13 protein-coding genes are annotated in these 14,852 nt (G+C 73.5%); 3 read left to right on the top strand and 10 right to left on the bottom strand.

All coding sequences use genetic code 11. From position 1 onward, the window contains the following. Nucleotides 1-27: 27 nt before the first annotated feature. From OCT49_RS08290 to OCT49_RS08270, 5 genes are all read right to left on the bottom strand, one after another. The gene (locus OCT49_RS08290; protein WP_283851239.1) at nt 28-651 is read right to left on the bottom strand and encodes a GntR family transcriptional regulator; all 624 of its coding nucleotides are present in this window, start codon (nt 649-651) and stop codon (nt 28-30) included. Nucleotides 652-782: 131 nt separating this feature from the next. Further along, nucleotides 783-2,576, bottom strand: coding sequence for a 2-oxoglutarate dehydrogenase, E2 component, dihydrolipoamide succinyltransferase (sucB, locus tag OCT49_RS08285; RefSeq protein WP_283851238.1), 1,794 nt, complete (start codon nt 2,574-2,576; stop codon nt 783-785). A 62-nt stretch (nt 2,577-2,638) separates the two neighbouring features. Continuing rightward, nucleotides 2,639-4,027, bottom strand: coding sequence for a dihydrolipoyl dehydrogenase (gene lpdA, locus OCT49_RS08280; RefSeq protein ID WP_283851237.1), 1,389 nt, complete (start codon nt 4,025-4,027; stop codon nt 2,639-2,641). Between the two features lie 395 nt (nt 4,028-4,422). Next, nucleotides 4,423-5,967, bottom strand: a complete 1,545-nt coding sequence (locus OCT49_RS08275) for a leucyl aminopeptidase (protein WP_283851236.1) — start codon at nt 5,965-5,967, stop codon at nt 4,423-4,425. 326 nt (nt 5,968-6,293) lie between these two features. Further along, entirely contained in the window at nt 6,294-7,073 is a 780-nt protein-coding gene (locus tag OCT49_RS08270) for an adenosylcobinamide-GDP ribazoletransferase (RefSeq protein ID WP_283851235.1), read from the bottom strand. Between the two features lie 88 nt (nt 7,074-7,161). Here OCT49_RS08270 and OCT49_RS08265 point away from each other — a divergent pair, with 88 nt between their 5' ends. Continuing rightward, on the top strand, nt 7,162-7,923 hold the full coding sequence (locus OCT49_RS08265) for a hypothetical protein (protein ID WP_283851234.1): 762 nt from the start codon (nt 7,162-7,164) through the stop codon (nt 7,921-7,923). A gap of 138 nt (nt 7,924-8,061) precedes the next feature. On the opposite strand, the gene cobT is transcribed toward OCT49_RS08265, so the two are convergent. Together cobT and OCT49_RS08255 are read right to left on the bottom strand one after the other, a co-directional pair. Then, nucleotides 8,062-9,168, bottom strand: a complete 1,107-nt coding sequence (gene cobT / locus OCT49_RS08260; protein ID WP_283851233.1) for a nicotinate-nucleotide--dimethylbenzimidazole phosphoribosyltransferase — start codon at nt 9,166-9,168, stop codon at nt 8,062-8,064. Nucleotides 9,169-9,427: 259 nt separating this feature from the next. Then, on the bottom strand, nt 9,428-10,630 hold the full coding sequence (locus tag OCT49_RS08255) for a bifunctional adenosylcobinamide kinase/adenosylcobinamide-phosphate guanylyltransferase (protein ID WP_283851232.1): 1,203 nt from the start codon (nt 10,628-10,630) through the stop codon (nt 9,428-9,430). A gap of 209 nt (nt 10,631-10,839) precedes the next feature. Between OCT49_RS08255 and OCT49_RS08250 the strand changes: the two genes are divergently transcribed. Beyond that, the gene (locus OCT49_RS08250) at nt 10,840-11,052 is read left to right on the top strand and encodes a hypothetical protein (protein WP_283851231.1); all 213 of its coding nucleotides are present in this window, start codon (nt 10,840-10,842) and stop codon (nt 11,050-11,052) included. A 71-nt stretch (nt 11,053-11,123) separates the two neighbouring features. On the opposite strand, the gene OCT49_RS08245 is transcribed toward OCT49_RS08250, so the two are convergent. The 3 genes from OCT49_RS08245 to OCT49_RS08235 form a co-directional block, all read right to left on the bottom strand. Next, nucleotides 11,124-12,200: a S1C family serine protease gene (locus OCT49_RS08245; protein WP_283851230.1), complete on the bottom strand. Its 1,077-nt coding sequence runs from the start codon at nt 12,198-12,200 to the stop codon at nt 11,124-11,126. Between the two features lie 116 nt (nt 12,201-12,316). Next, entirely contained in the window at nt 12,317-13,075 is a 759-nt protein-coding gene (locus OCT49_RS08240) for a class I SAM-dependent methyltransferase (RefSeq protein ID WP_502963348.1), read from the bottom strand. A 92-nt stretch (nt 13,076-13,167) separates the two neighbouring features. Next, the gene (locus tag OCT49_RS08235) at nt 13,168-13,767 is read right to left on the bottom strand and encodes a DUF3043 domain-containing protein (protein WP_283851229.1); all 600 of its coding nucleotides are present in this window, start codon (nt 13,765-13,767) and stop codon (nt 13,168-13,170) included. Nucleotides 13,768-14,065: 298 nt separating this feature from the next. Here OCT49_RS08235 and OCT49_RS08230 point away from each other — a divergent pair, with 298 nt between their 5' ends. Further along, complete coding sequence (locus OCT49_RS08230; protein ID WP_148834558.1) at nt 14,066-14,848, top strand: PspA/IM30 family protein; 783 nt, start codon at nt 14,066-14,068, stop codon at nt 14,846-14,848. Nucleotides 14,849-14,852 lie beyond the last annotated feature (4 nt).

Below are 14,852 nucleotides of genomic sequence, written 5' to 3'. Positions count from 1 at the left end.
GGGCTCGTGGGCTTGTGCCCCGGGGCCTCAGGCACGCGGGGCGCAGCCGAGCACGTGCGCCTTGACCAGCACGCCGATGTCCGGGTCCTTGCGCAGGAACGCCTCGATGAGCGCCTCGTGCTCCTCCGCGTACGACTTCTGCACCGTGCCCAGCCACCGGATCGACAGGGCGGTGAACACCTCGATGCCCAGCCCCTCCCAGGTGTGCAGCAGCACGGCGTTCCCGGCGGCCCGCACCATCTCGCGGTGGAAGGCCACGGTGTGCCGCACCTGCGCCTCGCCGTCGGCCAGCCGGTCCGCCTCGTAGAGGGCCGTCACGTGCGGCGTCAGGAGCGAGCAGTCCTCGCCGAGGACCGGAGCGGCCAGCTCCGCCGCGATCTGCTCCAGACCGGCCCGGACCGGATAGCTCTCCTCCAGATCGGCCGCGGTGAGGTTGCGGACCCGTACGCCCTTGTTGGGTGCCGACTCGATCAGCCGGAGCGTCTCCAGCTCCCGCAGGGCCTCGCGCACGGGCGTCTGACTGACCTCCAGCTCGGTGGCGATCCGGCGCTCCACGATCCGCTCACCGGGCTTCCAGCGCCCGCTGACGATCCCGTCCACGATGTGCTCGCGGATCTGTTCGCGCAGCGAGTGGACGACGGGCGGGGTCATGAGGGGCTCCTTCGGAGGCAGAGCGGTGCTGTCCGCACGACCGGACACGCCCTAGACAATACGGCGGCGCCCCCGTCCGGACGGGATCCGGACGGGGGCGCCACTGGTGAGGCTGGTTACAGCGGTGGTGCTCAGAGGCCGAGCTCGACCTCGAACTCACCGGCCTCCAGGATCGCCTTGACCGCGGTCAGGTAACGGGCGGCGTCCGCGCCGTCCACCAGACGGTGGTCGTAGGAGAGCGACAGGTACGTCATGTCGCGCACCGCGATCGTCTCGCCGAGGTCCGGGTGGTCGATGACCACCGGGCGGCGGACCGTGGCACCGATGCCCAGGATGGCTGCCTGGTTCGGGGGCACGATGACGGTGTCGAACAGCGCACCGCGCGAACCGGTGTTGCTGATGGTGAAGGTGGCACCGGACATGTCGTCCGGCGTCAGGCCGCCACCGCGGGCCTTGCCGGCCAGCTCGGCGGTCTTCTTCGAGATGCCGGCGATGTTCAGGTCGCCCGCACCCTTGATGACCGGCGTCATCAGACCCTTCTCGGCGTCCACGGCGATGCCGATGTTCTCCGAGTCGAAGTACGTGATGGTGCCCTCGTCCTCGTTGATCCGGGCGTTGATGACCGGGTGGGCCTTCAGCGCCTGGGCCGCCGCCTTGACGTAGAACGGCATCGGGGACAGCTTGACGCCCTCGCGGGCCGCGAACGCGTCCTTGGCACGGGCGCGCAGCTTCATCAGCTTGGTGACGTCGACCTCGACGACCGAGGTCAGCTGGGCCTGCGAGTGCAGCGCCTTCATCATGTTGTCGCCGATGACCTTGCGCATGCGGGTCATCTTGACCGTCTGACCGCGCAGCGGGGAGGCCTCCAGCTTCGGCGCCTTCGAAGCGGCGGCGGCGACGGGGGCAGGCGCGGCTGCGGCGGCCCTGGCGGCCTCCGCGGCGGCGACGACGTCCTGCTTGCGGATGCGGCCACCGACGCCGGTGCCCTTGACCGCGCCCAGGTCGACGCCGTTCTCGGCGGCGAGCTTGCGGACCAGCGGCGTGACGTACGCGCCGTCGTCGCCGGAGGGCGCGGCCGGGGTGACCGGGGCCGGGGCGGCGACGGGCGCGGGAGCGGCCGGGGCCACCGGAGCCGGGGCGGCGACCGGGGCGGCGGGCGCCACCGGGGCCGGAGCCGGAGCCGGCGCGGGCGCGGCCGGGGCGGCCGGAGCCGGAGCCGGAGCCGCCGGGGCCGGAGCGGCGGCGGGCGCCGGGGCGGCCGGAGCCGGGGCAGCCGCCGGAGCGGCACCGGCGGCACCGATGACGGCGAGCTTGGCGCCGACCTCGGCGGTCTCGTCCTCGGCGACGACGATCTCCAGCAGCGTGCCGGAGACCGGGGCCGGGATCTCGGTGTCGACCTTGTCCGTGGAGACCTCCAGGAGGGGCTCGTCCTCCGTGACCTCCTCGCCGACCTCCTTCAGCCAGCGGGTGACGGTGCCCTCGGTGACGCTCTCGCCGAGCGCCGGCAGGACGACGTCGGTACCGGCGGCGCCACCGGCCGGTGCGGCGGCGGGGGCCTCGGCGGCGGGAGTCGGGGCAGCGGCTGCGGGGGCGGGGGCCTCCGCGGCGGGGGCCTCGGCAGCCGGCGCCGGCGCCGGGGCGGCCGCGGGCTCGGCGGCCGGGGCCGCGGCGGCGACGGGCGCGCCCGTGCCGTCGTCGATGACGGCCAGCTCGGCACCGATCTCGACGGTCTCGTCCTCGGCGACCTTGATGGAGGAGAGGATGCCGGCGGCGGGCGCCGGGATCTCGGTGTCGACCTTGTCGGTCGAGACCTCGAGCAACGGCTCGTCGGCCTCGACGCGCTCGCCCTCGGCCTTCAGCCAGCGGGTGACAGTGCCCTCGGTGACGCTCTCACCGAGCGCCGGAAGGGTTACGGAAACCGACATGGTTTCGGTTGCTCCTTACGAAAGTGCGGAAGTGGGTCGGTCGTCGCGCCCGGTCGACTGGATCAGTCGTGGGAGTGAAGGGGCTTCCCGGCCAGGGCCAGGTGGGCCTCGCCCATCGCCTCGTTCTGGGTCGGGTGGGCGTGGATGAGCTGCGCGACCTCGGCGGGCAGCGCCTCCCAGTTGTAGATCAGCTGGGCTTCGCCGACCTGCTCGCCCATCCGGTCACCGACCATGTGGACGCCGACCACGGCACCGTCCTTGACCTGGACGAGCTTGATCTCGCCCGCGGTCTTGAGGATCTTGCTCTTGCCGTTGCCCGCGAGGTTGTACTTCAGAGCGACGACCTTGTCCGCGCCGTAGAGCTCCTTGGCCTTGGCCTCGGTGATGCCCACGGAGGCGACCTCGGGGTGGCAGTACGTCACCCGGGGGACACCGTCGTAGTCGATCGGAACGGCCTTCAGACCGGCCAGCCGCTCCGCGACCAGGATGCCTTCCGCGAAGCCGACGTGCGCGAGCTGGAGCGTCGGGACCAGGTCGCCCACGGCCGAGATGGTCGGCACGTTGGTCTGCATGTACTCGTCGACGAGGACGTAGCCGCGGTCCATCGCGACCCCGGCCTCCTCGTAGCCCAGGCCCTGCGAGACCGGGCCGCGGCCGATGGCGACCAGCAGCACCTCGGCCTCGAAGGTCTTGCCGTCGGCGAGGGTCACGCGGACGCCGTCCTGCGTGTACTCGGCGCTCTGGAAGAACGTGCCGAGGTTGAACTTGATGCCGCGCTTGCGGAAGGCGCGCTCGAGGAGCTTCGAGCTGTTCTCGTCCTCGACCGGGACGAGGTGCTTCAGGCCCTCGATGATCGTGACCTCGGTGCCGAAGGAGGTCCACGCCGAGGCGAACTCGACGCCGATGACGCCGCCGCCCAGCACGATCGCGGACTTCGGGACGCGGTCCAGCTTCAGCGCGTGGTCCGAGGAGATGATGCGGTTGCCGTCGATCTCCAGGCCCGGCAGCGACTTCGGCACGGAGCCGGTCGCGAGCAGCACGTGGCGGCCCTGGATGCGCTGGCCGTTCACGTCCACCGAGGTGGGGGAGGAGAGCCGGCCCTCGCCCTCGATGTAGGTGACCTTGCGCGAGGCGATGAGTCCCTGCAGGCCCTTGTACAGGCCGGAGATCACGTCGTCCTTGTACTTGTGGACGGCCTCGATGTCGATGCCCTCGAAGGTGGCCTTCACACCGAACTGCGCGGACTCGCGCGCCTGGTCGGCGATCTCGCCCGCGTGCAGCAGGGCCTTCGTGGGGATGCAGCCGTTGTGCAGGCAGGTGCCGCCGACCTTGCCCTTCTCGATCAGAGCGACGTCCAGGCCCAGCTGCGCTCCGCGCAGGGCCGCGGCGTAACCGCCGCTACCACCGCCGAGGATCACTAGGTCGAAAACGGTGCTGGCGTCGTTCGCCACGTCACGTCCTCCATGCATGTGCGCCGTACGCCGGGCCCCGTCGCTGGGGGATGACCGGCCGGTCGGCTGGTGTTCGGCCGCTTTGTGTTATGTCGGCCCTGTGGTGGGGGCCCTGTCCTGCCGAGAACCCATCTTCGCACTTGTTGACGGTCGGCGGGACGCGGGGCCCGGGTCCGGGGCGGACGATCATCCGTCCCGGTGGGTTACCGCGAAGTAGGGAGCGGGGGTGATTCCAGGTGTGCGGCGCCGCCCGGGAAGGCCGGCGCGGGAGACGGGCGGGAACGCTGGTTTCGTCCAGAGCGAAACCCCGCCGGATCCGTACGACGACGCCGTGGGAGGCAACGCGTACGGCCCCGGACGTATGCCCGGGGCCGTACCGTACATCGCTCCGGAGATCAGCCGAGGTCCCCGGCGGCGGTGCGCTCGGCCAGCCCGACCAGCGTGCGGACGGCGGAACCGGTGCCGCCCTTGGGCGTGTAGCCGTACGGCGCGCCCTCGTGGAAGGCCGGGCCCGCGATGTCCAGGTGCGCCCAGGTGATGCCTTCGCCCACGAACTCCTGCAGGAACAGGCCGGCCACCAGGCCGCCGCCCATCCGCTCGCCCATGTTGGCGATGTCGGCGGTCGGGGAGTCCATGCCCTTGCGCAGGTCGGCGGGGAGCGGCATCGGCCAGGACGCCTCGCCGACCTCCTCGGCGATCTCGTGGATCGAGGTCCGGAAGGCGTCGTCGTTCGCCATGATGCCGAAGGTGCGGTTGCCCAGCGCCAGCACCATCGCGCCGGTCAGGGTCGCCACGTCGACGATCGCGTCCGGCTTCTCCTCGGAGGCCCGGGTCAGCGCGTCGGCGAGGACGAGCCGGCCCTCGGCGTCCGTGTTGAGGACCTCGACGGTCTTGCCGCTGTACATGCGCAGCACGTCACCGGGGCGGGTGGCGTTGCCCGACGGCATGTTCTCGGCGAGCGCCAGCCAGCCGGTGACGTTGACCCGGAGGCCCAGGCGGGCGGCCGCGACGACGGCGGCGAACACGGCGGCGGCACCGCTCATGTCGCACTTCATCGTCTCGTTGTGGCCGGCCGGCTTCAGCGAGATGCCGCCCGAGTCGTAGGTGATGCCCTTGCCGACCAGGGCCAGGGTCTTCTCCGCCTTCGGGTGCGTGTAGGCGAGTTTCACCAGGCGGGGGCCGTGGGACGAGCCCTGGCCGACGCCCAGCAGACCGCCGAAGCCGCCCTTGACGAGCGCCTTCTCGTCGAGGACCTGCACCTTGATGCCGTGCTCCTTGCCCGCGGCGGTGGCCACGGCGGCGAAGGACTCGGGGTACAGGTCGTTCGGCGGGGTGTTGATCAGGTCGCGGGCGCGGTTGATCTCCTCGGTGACCGCGGTGGCGCGCTCGACGGCCGCCTTGAACGCCTTGTCGCGCGGCTTGCCGCCGAGCAGGGCGACCTCGCCCAGCGGGGGCTTGACACCGTTGCCGTTCTTCTTGCCCTTGGGCGCGAGCTTGTCCTCGCCGCCCTGGTACGCGGTGAAGGCGTACGCACCGAGGAGCGCGCCCTCGGCGACCGCCCCGGCGTCCCCGGCGGACGCGAGGGGCAGCGCGAAGCCGGCCTTCTTCGACCCGGCCAGGACCCGGGCGGCGGAGCCCGCGGCCCGGCGCAGCGCCTCGGCGTCGTACGCCCCGTCCTTCTCCGGTACGGAGCCGAGACCGGCCGCGATGACGACCGGGACCTTGAGGCCGTCGGGCGCGGGGAGCTTGGTCACCTCGCCCTCGGCACCCGTGGCGCCCAGGGCTTCCAGGACGGTGGCGAGCTTTCCGTCGAACGCCGTGTCCACGGCCTCGGCGCCCGGTGCGAGGACCGGCCCCTTGGAGCCCTTGGCGACGCCCACGACGAGTGCGTCGGCGCGCAGCGTCGCCGCACCGGCAGTGCTGAGAGTGAGAGCAGTCACGGTGGTGAAATCTCGCTTCCGTTGAGTTCGTTGTCGGTCGAGGGGTGGGCCGACCGTGCCCGGCGCATCGTAGACGCCGCCGCAATGTGCCGGGAACGAGCCTACGCGCGCCCTTGCTGCGAGATCACGGCGGCGGGCCGCCCACGGGGCGCCGTGGGGTGAGGGCCTCGCCCGCCGGGCGGTCGCTGCGGAGCCCGCGCGGGCCCGACGGGCCGTGGAGACAGGCGAGTTGACGGCCAGGACCCCGCGGGACGTCGGGGTGGACGACCCCGACGGGCCTCGACCGGTCCCGCCCGGCGCATCCCAACCGGGTCCGCGCCACGGCCTCAACCGAGTGCCAGGACCACCAGGGCCGCCGTCGCCGCGGTCTCCGCCAGGGCGCCGAAGACGTCGCCCGTCACCCCGCCGAAGCGCCGCACGCAGTGCCGCAGCAGGAGTCCGGCCGCACCGAGCGCGGCCAGTGCGGCCAGCGCGTGGTGCGGCGCCCCGTACCCGCCGAGGAGCGCCCCGGCCCCCGCACAGCCCGCGACCACCACCGCCCCGACCGCCACCGCGCCCCCCACCGGCACCGTGCCCGCCACCGCCGCGCCCAGCCCCTCCGGACGGGCCGGCGGCACACCCCGGCGGGACGCCAGGGTGAGTGCCAGCCGGGCGACGACCGCCGCCGCGACCGCCGCCGCCGCGCCGTGCTCCCAGCCCCGCCCGTACAGCTCGTACAGGGCCGCGACCTGGGCCAGCAGCACGAACAGCAGGGTGATCACCCCGAACGGCCCGATGTCCGACTGCTTCATGATCCGCAGGGCGTCCTCGGCCGGCTTGCCGCTGCCCAGGCCGTCCGCGGTGTCCGCCAGACCGTCCAGATGCAGCCCCCGGGTCAGCACCGCGGGCACGGCGGCCGAGGCCACCGCGGCGAGCAGCGGGCCCGCGCCGAGCAGCAGCGCCAGGACGCCGGGCAGCGCGGCGGCGAGCCCCACGACGAGACCGGCGAGCGGCGCGCACAGCATCCCGGCGCGGGCGGCCCCGCGGTCCCAGCGGGTGACGCGGACGGGAAGCACCGTCAGGGTGCCGAAGGCGAAACGCACGCCGTGGCTGTTCAGGGAGGTCACGGCGCGCAGGCTAATCGGTGCCGTCGGCCGATAGATTGCCCATGTCGTGACAAGGCGTCGCAGACGCGGCATATCGGGAGTGGGTGGCATGGGTCACTGGTTCGAACGGAACATCGTCGAGCCGGGGAAGGTGCCCCTGCTGCTCGCCCTGGCCGCCTTCGTGCTCACCTTCGCCGTCACCCGGTTCGTCACCCGGATGATCCGGGCCGGGAAGGGCCCGTTCCGCAACGTCACGCCCGGCGGGATGCACATCCACCACGTCGTCCCCGGCGTGGTGCTGAGCGTGGTCGGTGGGTTCGGCGCGGTGGTCAGCGGACGCCACGGCCTCGGGGCGGGGATCTGCGCGGTGGTCTTCGGCACGGGCGCGGGACTGGTGCTGGACGAGTTCGCCCTGATCCTCTACCTCGACGACGTCTACTGGACCGAGGAGGGGCGGCGGAGCGTGGAGGCCGTGGTCCTCACCGCCGCCCTGGTGCTGCTGGTCCTGGCCGGATTCTCGCCGTTGGGCGTGAACGAGCTGAGCAGCGACGAACAGCAGGACCGGCTCGGCGTGATCCTGACCGTGGTCGTCAACTTCTGCTTCGTGCTGATCGCCCTCTTCAAGGGCAAGGTGCGGCTCGCGGTCGTCGGCGCCCTCGTCCCGTTCGTCGCGCTGATCGGGGCGCTCCGGCTGGCCCGGCCGACCTCGATGTGGGCGAGGCGCTTCTACCGGAACCGCCACCGGGCCCGCGCCCGCGCGCTGCTGCGCGCCTACCACCACGACGTGCGCTGGGCGGGCCCCCGCCGCAGGTTCCAGGACCTGATCGGCGGCGCGCCGGACCGGACCCCGCTCCCCGGCCGCAGGCCCTGACCCCGGCGCCGGGCCCGTACGGTCGTACGGGCGGCTGAAAGGACGGCCGTACGGACGCGGAGCACGAGCACCGCGGCGATGGGCCCGGCGCCCGCCGGGTGACCTCCGGCCGGACGGCCGGGGACCGCCCGGGGCCCCTCAGGTCGCGTCGTCGTACGAGGCAGCCGCGTCGGCCCCCTCGCCGGCCCCGTCCTCCTCGTCGGCGCCCGGCTTGCGCTCGGGCAGCTCCGCCGCCAGCGCGGCCGCGGCCCGGACGAGGGGAAGTGCGAGCAGTGCCCCGCTTCCTTCCCCCACGATGACGCCGTGGTCCAGCAGGGGGTTGAGCGCCATCCGGTCCAGCGCCTTGCCCTGCGCCGGCTCGCCGCTCGCCTGACCCGCCAGCCACCAGTCCGGGGCCCGGAAGGCGGCCCGCTGCCCCACCAGCGCACAGGCCGAGGAGACCACCCCGTCCAGGATCACCGGCAGCCGGCGCACCGCGCACTGGAGCAGGAAGCCGGTCATCGCCGCGAGGTCGGCCCCGCCCACCGTGGCCAGCAGCTCCAGCTGGTCGCCGAGGACCGGCCGGGCCCGCCGCAGCGCATCCCGGATCGCCGCGCACTTGCGCATCCACGCCAGGTCGTCGATGCCCGCCCCGCCGCGTCCGGTGACCACCGAGGCGTCCGTGCCGCACAGCGCCGCGATCAGGGTGGACGCGGCCGTCGTGCCGCCCACGCTCAGATCGCCGAGCACCACCAGGTCGGTGCCGGAGTCGGCCTCCTCGTCGGCGATCGCGATGCCGAGCCGGACCGCCCGCTCGGCCTCCTCGGCCGTCAGCGCGTCCTCGATGTCGATCCGGCCGGTGCCGCGCCGCACCCGATGGCGCACCACCGGCTCGGGCAGCAGTTCCGGATCGCAGTCCAGCCCGGCGTCGATGATCCGCACCGGTACGGAGAACTGCCGGGCCAGCACGGCGAGCGGCGTCGTGCCGTCCAGCGTGGCCCGCACCAGCTCGTGCGCGCTGCCGGCCGCGCGCCCGGAGACGCCCAGCTCGGCCACCTTGTGGTCACCGGCGAACAGGACCACGCGCGGCTGCTCGATCGCCCTGACCGGTACGGCCTGCTGCGCGGCCGAGAGCCATTCGCCCAGCTCGTCCAGGCGGCCGAGGGCACCGGTGGGAACGACCAGGCGCTCCCGGCGTTCCTCGGCGTCGCGCCGTACGCCGCCGTCGGGGCGTTCGATCAGGTCGGAGAAGTCGTCCAGATTCACGGGGATCTGCCTCGCGGGTCGATGCGTCGAGTGGGCCGGCGAGCCCGGCGGCGGGCTCACTGCGGAACAGTACCCGCCGGGTTTCCGGCCCCCCGGCCGGAGCGCGGCCCGTCCCGGCCGGGGGCCGCGCGGCCCCGTGGCCCGCGCCCGGCGGCGGGGAGCGGGCCGGGAGGAGCGACCCCGGCCCCGGCCACCGCCCGGCGCGTACGGCACGCGCCCCGCACGCCCGTACGCGCCGCCCCGCCCGTACGCGCCCCGCTCAGCCCCGCAGGGTCAGGGCCTGGCCGGCCACCACCAGCAGTACCTGCTCGCACTCGTCGGCGACCGCGGCGTTCAGCCGGCCCAGCTCGTCCCGGAAACGCCGTCCGGCGGCCGTCGCGGGCACCACGCCCGAGCCCGTCTCGTTGGTGACGGCGACGACCGTGCGCCGCGTTCCGCGCACCGCGGCGACCAGGGCGGCGGTCCGCTCCCGCAGGGCGGCCTCGCCGCCGTCCGCCCACGCCGCGTCGTCCCAGGCGCCGACCCGGTCCATCGCGTCCGTCAGCCACAGCGACAGGCAGTCGATCAGCAGCGGCGGCCCGTCCGACTCCAGCAGCTCCACCAGCTCGCAGGTCTCCTCGGTGCGCCAGGCGGCCGGCCTGCGCTCCCGGTGCAGGCCGACCCGGGCCGCCCACTCGGCGTCCCCCTCCCGGCCCCCGCCGGTCGCCACGTACACCACCTCGGGGAACGTCTCCAGACGGCGCTCGGCCTCCACCGACTTGCCCGACCTGGCCCCGCCCGTCACCAGGGTGCGCCGCGGCATCCCCGGCCCCGCGCGGTACTCGCCCACCCCCAGCGTCGTCCCGTCCGGCACGGCCCGCGCACCGGCCGCCGCGAGCCGCCGCTCCAGCTCGGCCCCGGGCGGCGCATCGTGGTCCAGGTGGACGGCGACGATCTCGGTGCCCGGGCCGATCGCCCCGACGGCCCGCAGCCGTGCCACCGCGTCCGGCCGCCCCGTCACGTCGCCGACCACCATGTCGTACGGCTCCGCCACCGGCTCCGCGAGACCGGCGGGCGCGGCCCCCGGCGGCAGGTAGAGCAGCCGCGTCCCCTCCGGCGCCGTGACCTCGTACCCGGTGCCCGGGGCGTCCATGGGCACCGCCCGCACCCGGTGGCCGCTGATCAGCGTCAGCACCCGGCCGTCCGGCACCCGCCCCGCCGGGGGCAGCCCGGGCGGCAGCTCCACCGCGGGCCCGTCGTGCGGATGGGTGAGCAGTACCTGCCGTACGCCGGTGAGCGAGCGCCCCGCACGGGCCGCGGCGAACACGGCGCCCGGGGTGAGGTCGAGCAGCAGCGCGTCGTCGATCAGCAGCGCGGTGGCGGCCCGCGAGCGCGCCCCACGGGCGACGGCGCAGGCGGCGCAGGGACATTCGGGCCGCGGCAGCCCGTCGGGGGCTCCGGTGCCGAGGAGAGTCAGTTCCACGCCCCCGATCCTCCCGCGTCCGCGCGGCGGGTGCGCGACTTGGGACACTTCGGGCGGGTACGGGCGCCGCCCCGCACCGGATACGGACCCCGGCCCCGCGACCGGCCGGTTCCGTCCGGCGGGAGCGTGCGTGCGGGGCGGCGCCGCGGGGCAGAGGTTGCCGGGAGGAGCACTAGGCTGCGGACAGCAACGCGACCCAGGAGGCGGACATGGCGTGGACGTGGCGGTTCGAGAAGTCCGACGGTACGGAGACGGAGCCGGCGCTGCAGCCGGAGGAATTCACCACCCAGGGTGACGCGGAGTCCTGGATCGGCGAGTACTGGAAGGAACTCCTCGACGGCGGGACGGAGCAGGTGACGCTCTTCGAGGACTCGACGAAGATCTACGGCCCCATGAGCCTCCAGGCGGCCGACCAGGGCTGATCCCGCTCCGGGCGGGAAGTACGGCCGTGCGGGCCCGCACGGCCGTACTTCCGCCCGCCCCCGGGGGCGTCCTAGATCTCGCCCAGCGTGACCTTCGCGGACTTCTCCGCCCCGTTGCGCATGTACTTCACCGTGACCTTCTGACCCGGCTTGTCCGAGGCGAGCGCCTCGGCCAGGGACGTGATCGTCGTGACCGGTGTGCCGTCGATGCCGGTGACGATGTCGCCGACCCGCAGCCCCGCCTCCTCCGCGGCGCCGCCCTTCTCCACGGTCACCAGGGCCACCCCGGCCGGTTGGTAGTTCTCGTCGACGACCGTGCGCCCGGTGATGTTCAGGGCCGCCCGGCCCGAGTCGGTGACCCGGCCGCTCTTGATGATCTGGTCGGCGACGGTCCTCACCATCGACACCGGGATCGCGAACCCGATGCCCGGCGCCGCGCTGTCGCCCAGCTTCGGGTCCACCGCCGCCAGGGTCGGGATGCCGATCACCTCGCTGGCCAGGTTGACCAGCGCGCCGCCGCTGTTGCCCGGGTTGATCGCCGCCGAGGTCTGCACCATGTTCGCGATCGTCGCGCCGGTGCCGCCGCCCGTGCGGCTCTCGCTGACGGTCCGGCCGAGCGCCGAGACGATGCCCTGGGTGACGCTGGAGGACAGCCCCAGCGGCGAACCCATCGCCAGCACGATCTGCCCCACCTCGACCTTCTCCGAGTCGCCGAACTTCGCGGGCTTCAGCCCGTCCGGCACGCTGTCGAGCTTGATGACGGCCAGGTCCTGTTCCGGGTAGGTGGCCACCAGCGAGGCGCGCTGCACCTTCTCGCCCGTGGCGACGGTGACCCGGAACGTCTCCTCGTTGCCGACCACGTGGGCGTTGGTGACGATGTGGCCCTTGGAGTCGTAGACGACCCCCGACCCCAGGGTTTCGGCGCCGTCGATCTGCACGACCGACGGCAGCACGTTCTCGATCACGGTCTGGTAGTCGTTCTGCAGGTCGTCGGCGGCCCGGATCGCGGAGGCCGGCCTGCTGGGTTCGGTCTTCGGCGAACTGGAGGCCGGGTCCGAGCAGCCGCTCACCAGGACGGCGGTGCACACGCCTGCGGTCAGGGGCAGCAGGAGGCGCCGGGCACGGCTGCGGGAATGGGAAGCGTCCATGTCTGGATTGTCGCTTTTTGTGCCGCCGGCGGCCTGTTGGGTTCGGCCGGCCAGGGTGCGCCGCCGGCCGGCCCCGGCCGTGGCCCGCGCCCGCCCCGCCGGGCGCGGTGGGGCGGTCAGCCCCGTACGCCGCACAGGTGCAGCAGCGCGGCCACCCGGCGGTACGGGTCCGTGCGCCCGGCGCGGTCCTCGGCGGCGAGCACCTGCTCCAGTTCCGCGGCGGCGGGGAGCTCCACGTCGTTGCTCACGTTGTCCGTGAAGACGCGCACCCCGTACCAGGCGTGCAGGGGCGCCGCGATCCCGGCGAGGGTGGACGTCAGGGCGTCCAGCCGGTCGGCCCGCACGGTGACGCCCAGCCGGTTGGTGTACGTGTCGCTCTCGAAGGCGGCCAGCGTCGCTTCCCAGTCCCCGGCGGTCCCGGGACGCATCGCCAGCGCGTCCGCGTTCCGCACGAGCAGCGACAGCAGCCCGCCCGGGGCCAGCATCCGGGCCAGGCCCGCCAGCATCGCGTCCGGCTCCCGGACGTACATCAGCACCCCGTGGCAGAGCACCACGTCGAAGCTGCCGGGCAGGAAGTGCACCCCGGTCTCCAGGCCGTCGCCCTCGATCAGCCGGACCCGCTCACGGATGCCCGCCGGCTCGCTGCCGAGCGCCTCCCTGGCCACCCGCAGCATCTCGGCGTCGGACTCCAGACCGGTCACCGTGTGCCCCGCCCTGGCCAGGCGCAGCGCCTGGGTGCCCTGCCCCATGCCGACGTCGAGCACCCGCAGCCGCTGCCCGACCGGGAAGCGGGCCGCGATCTGCTCGTCCAGCTGCCGGGCGACCAGCTCCTGGCGGACGGTGTTGCGCAGCCCGCCCAGCCCCTTCAGCCACACCGGGGAGGCCCCGGAGAAGCCGGTGACGGCCGGGCCGGCATCGCCGGGCGGGCCGGCGGACGGACCGCCGGCCGTGCCGGAGACGTGCGTACTCAGGGCCGCTCTCCACGCTTGACCTGCGGCTTGGGCAGTCGCAGGCGACGCATCTGGAGCGTGCGCATCAGGCCGTAGGCGACCGCGCCACGCTTGGGGGTGTCGGGGAAGCGCTCCTTGAGCTGCTTCCGCAGGCGGATCGAGAGACCGATCGAGTCGACGACGATCAGCACGATCACGAAGAGCCAGAGCAACAGCGAGATGTTCTGGATGTTCCTGATCTGGATCACGCTCAGGATCAGGATGATCACGGCGAGCGGAAGGAAGAACTCCGCGACGCAGAAACGCGAGTCCACATAGTCGCGGACGAAGCGCCGCACCGGGCCCTTGTCGCGGATCGGCAGATAGCGCTCGTCACCACTGGCGAGCGCCTCGCGCTGCCTGGCCAGGTCCGCCCGGCGCGCTTCGCGCTGCCTCCTCGCTGCCTCCTTGCGGTCGAGCGGCGCGCCACTGGAGGCGCGACGGCGCTGCGACTGGGCCTCGCTGCGCTTGGGGGTGGGGCGACCCTTGGGAGCCTGCGGGTCGCGGGGCTGCTTGGAGAGGTCCGCCGTCACCTTGTCGGTGGGCGCCTTCTCTTCCTTCGAACGGCTACGGAACACAAGGTCCAAGGGTACGGGTTCGATCGCGATGACCCCAGGCCGGTCGGGAACGATCCGGCAACGGCCCGCGTCCTGGCTGATGTACCCGCGGGTTCGGCGGGATACGGGCGTACCGGTTCTCCCCGACCTCCACCTACTCCCTGGGCCGGAGCGGTGACCGGACGCAGTCGTCCTTGGGGAGGAGCACATCCGTGCTCGAACAGTGCGGTAATAGAGGCAGGGCCCGTACTGTGGGTTCTGTTGGAGTGCTGGAGCTCAGTCCGTCAGAAGGGGGCGCGCGAAGCCCATGAGCGGTGTCATGAAGCGTATGGGAATGATCTTCCGCGCGAAGGCAAACAAGGCCCTTGACCGGGCCGAGGATCCGCGCGAGACCCTCGATTACTCGTACCAGAAGCAGCTCGAACTGCTGCAGAAGGTGCGTCGCGGGGTCGCCGACGTGGCGACTTCGCGCAAGCGGCTGGAGCTGCAGCTGAACCAGCTGCAGGGACAGTCGGCCAAGCTGGAGGACCAGGGCCGCAAGGCGCTCGCGCTCGGCCGCGAGGACCTGGCCCGCGAGGCGCTGTCCCGGCGCGCCGCGCTCCAGCAGCAGGTCACCGACCTGGAGACGCAGCACTCCACGCTGCAGGGCGAGGAGGAGAAGCTCACGCTCGCGGCCCAGCGGCTGCAGGCCAAGGTCGACGCCTTCCGCACCAAGAAGGAGACCATCAAGGCCACCTACACCGCCGCCCAGGCGCAGACCCGGATCGGCGAGGCCTTCTCCGGGATCTCCGAGGAGATGGGCGACGTCGGCCTGGCGATCCAGCGGGCCGAGGACAAGACCCAGCAGATGCAGGCGCGCGCCGGCGCGATCGACGAACTGCTCGCCTCCGGCGCCCTGGACGACCCGACCGGCACGGCGAAGGACGACATCGCCGCCGAACTGGACCGGATCTCCGGCGGCACGGACGTGGAGCTGGAACTCCAGCGCATGAAGGCCGAGCTGGCCGGCGGCTCCACGCCGCAGCAGGCGATCGAGGGCGGCCCGCAGGACGCTGCCCAGCGGCAGTCGTCGCAGTCCCCGCACCGGTTCGACAAGAGTTGAGGCA

The sequence above is a fragment of the Streptomyces sp. ML-6 genome, assembly GCF_030116705.1.
Classification (GTDB): Bacteria; Actinomycetota; Actinomycetes; order Streptomycetales; family Streptomycetaceae; genus Streptomyces.
This window is presented reverse-complemented; position numbering and strand designations above follow the sequence as displayed.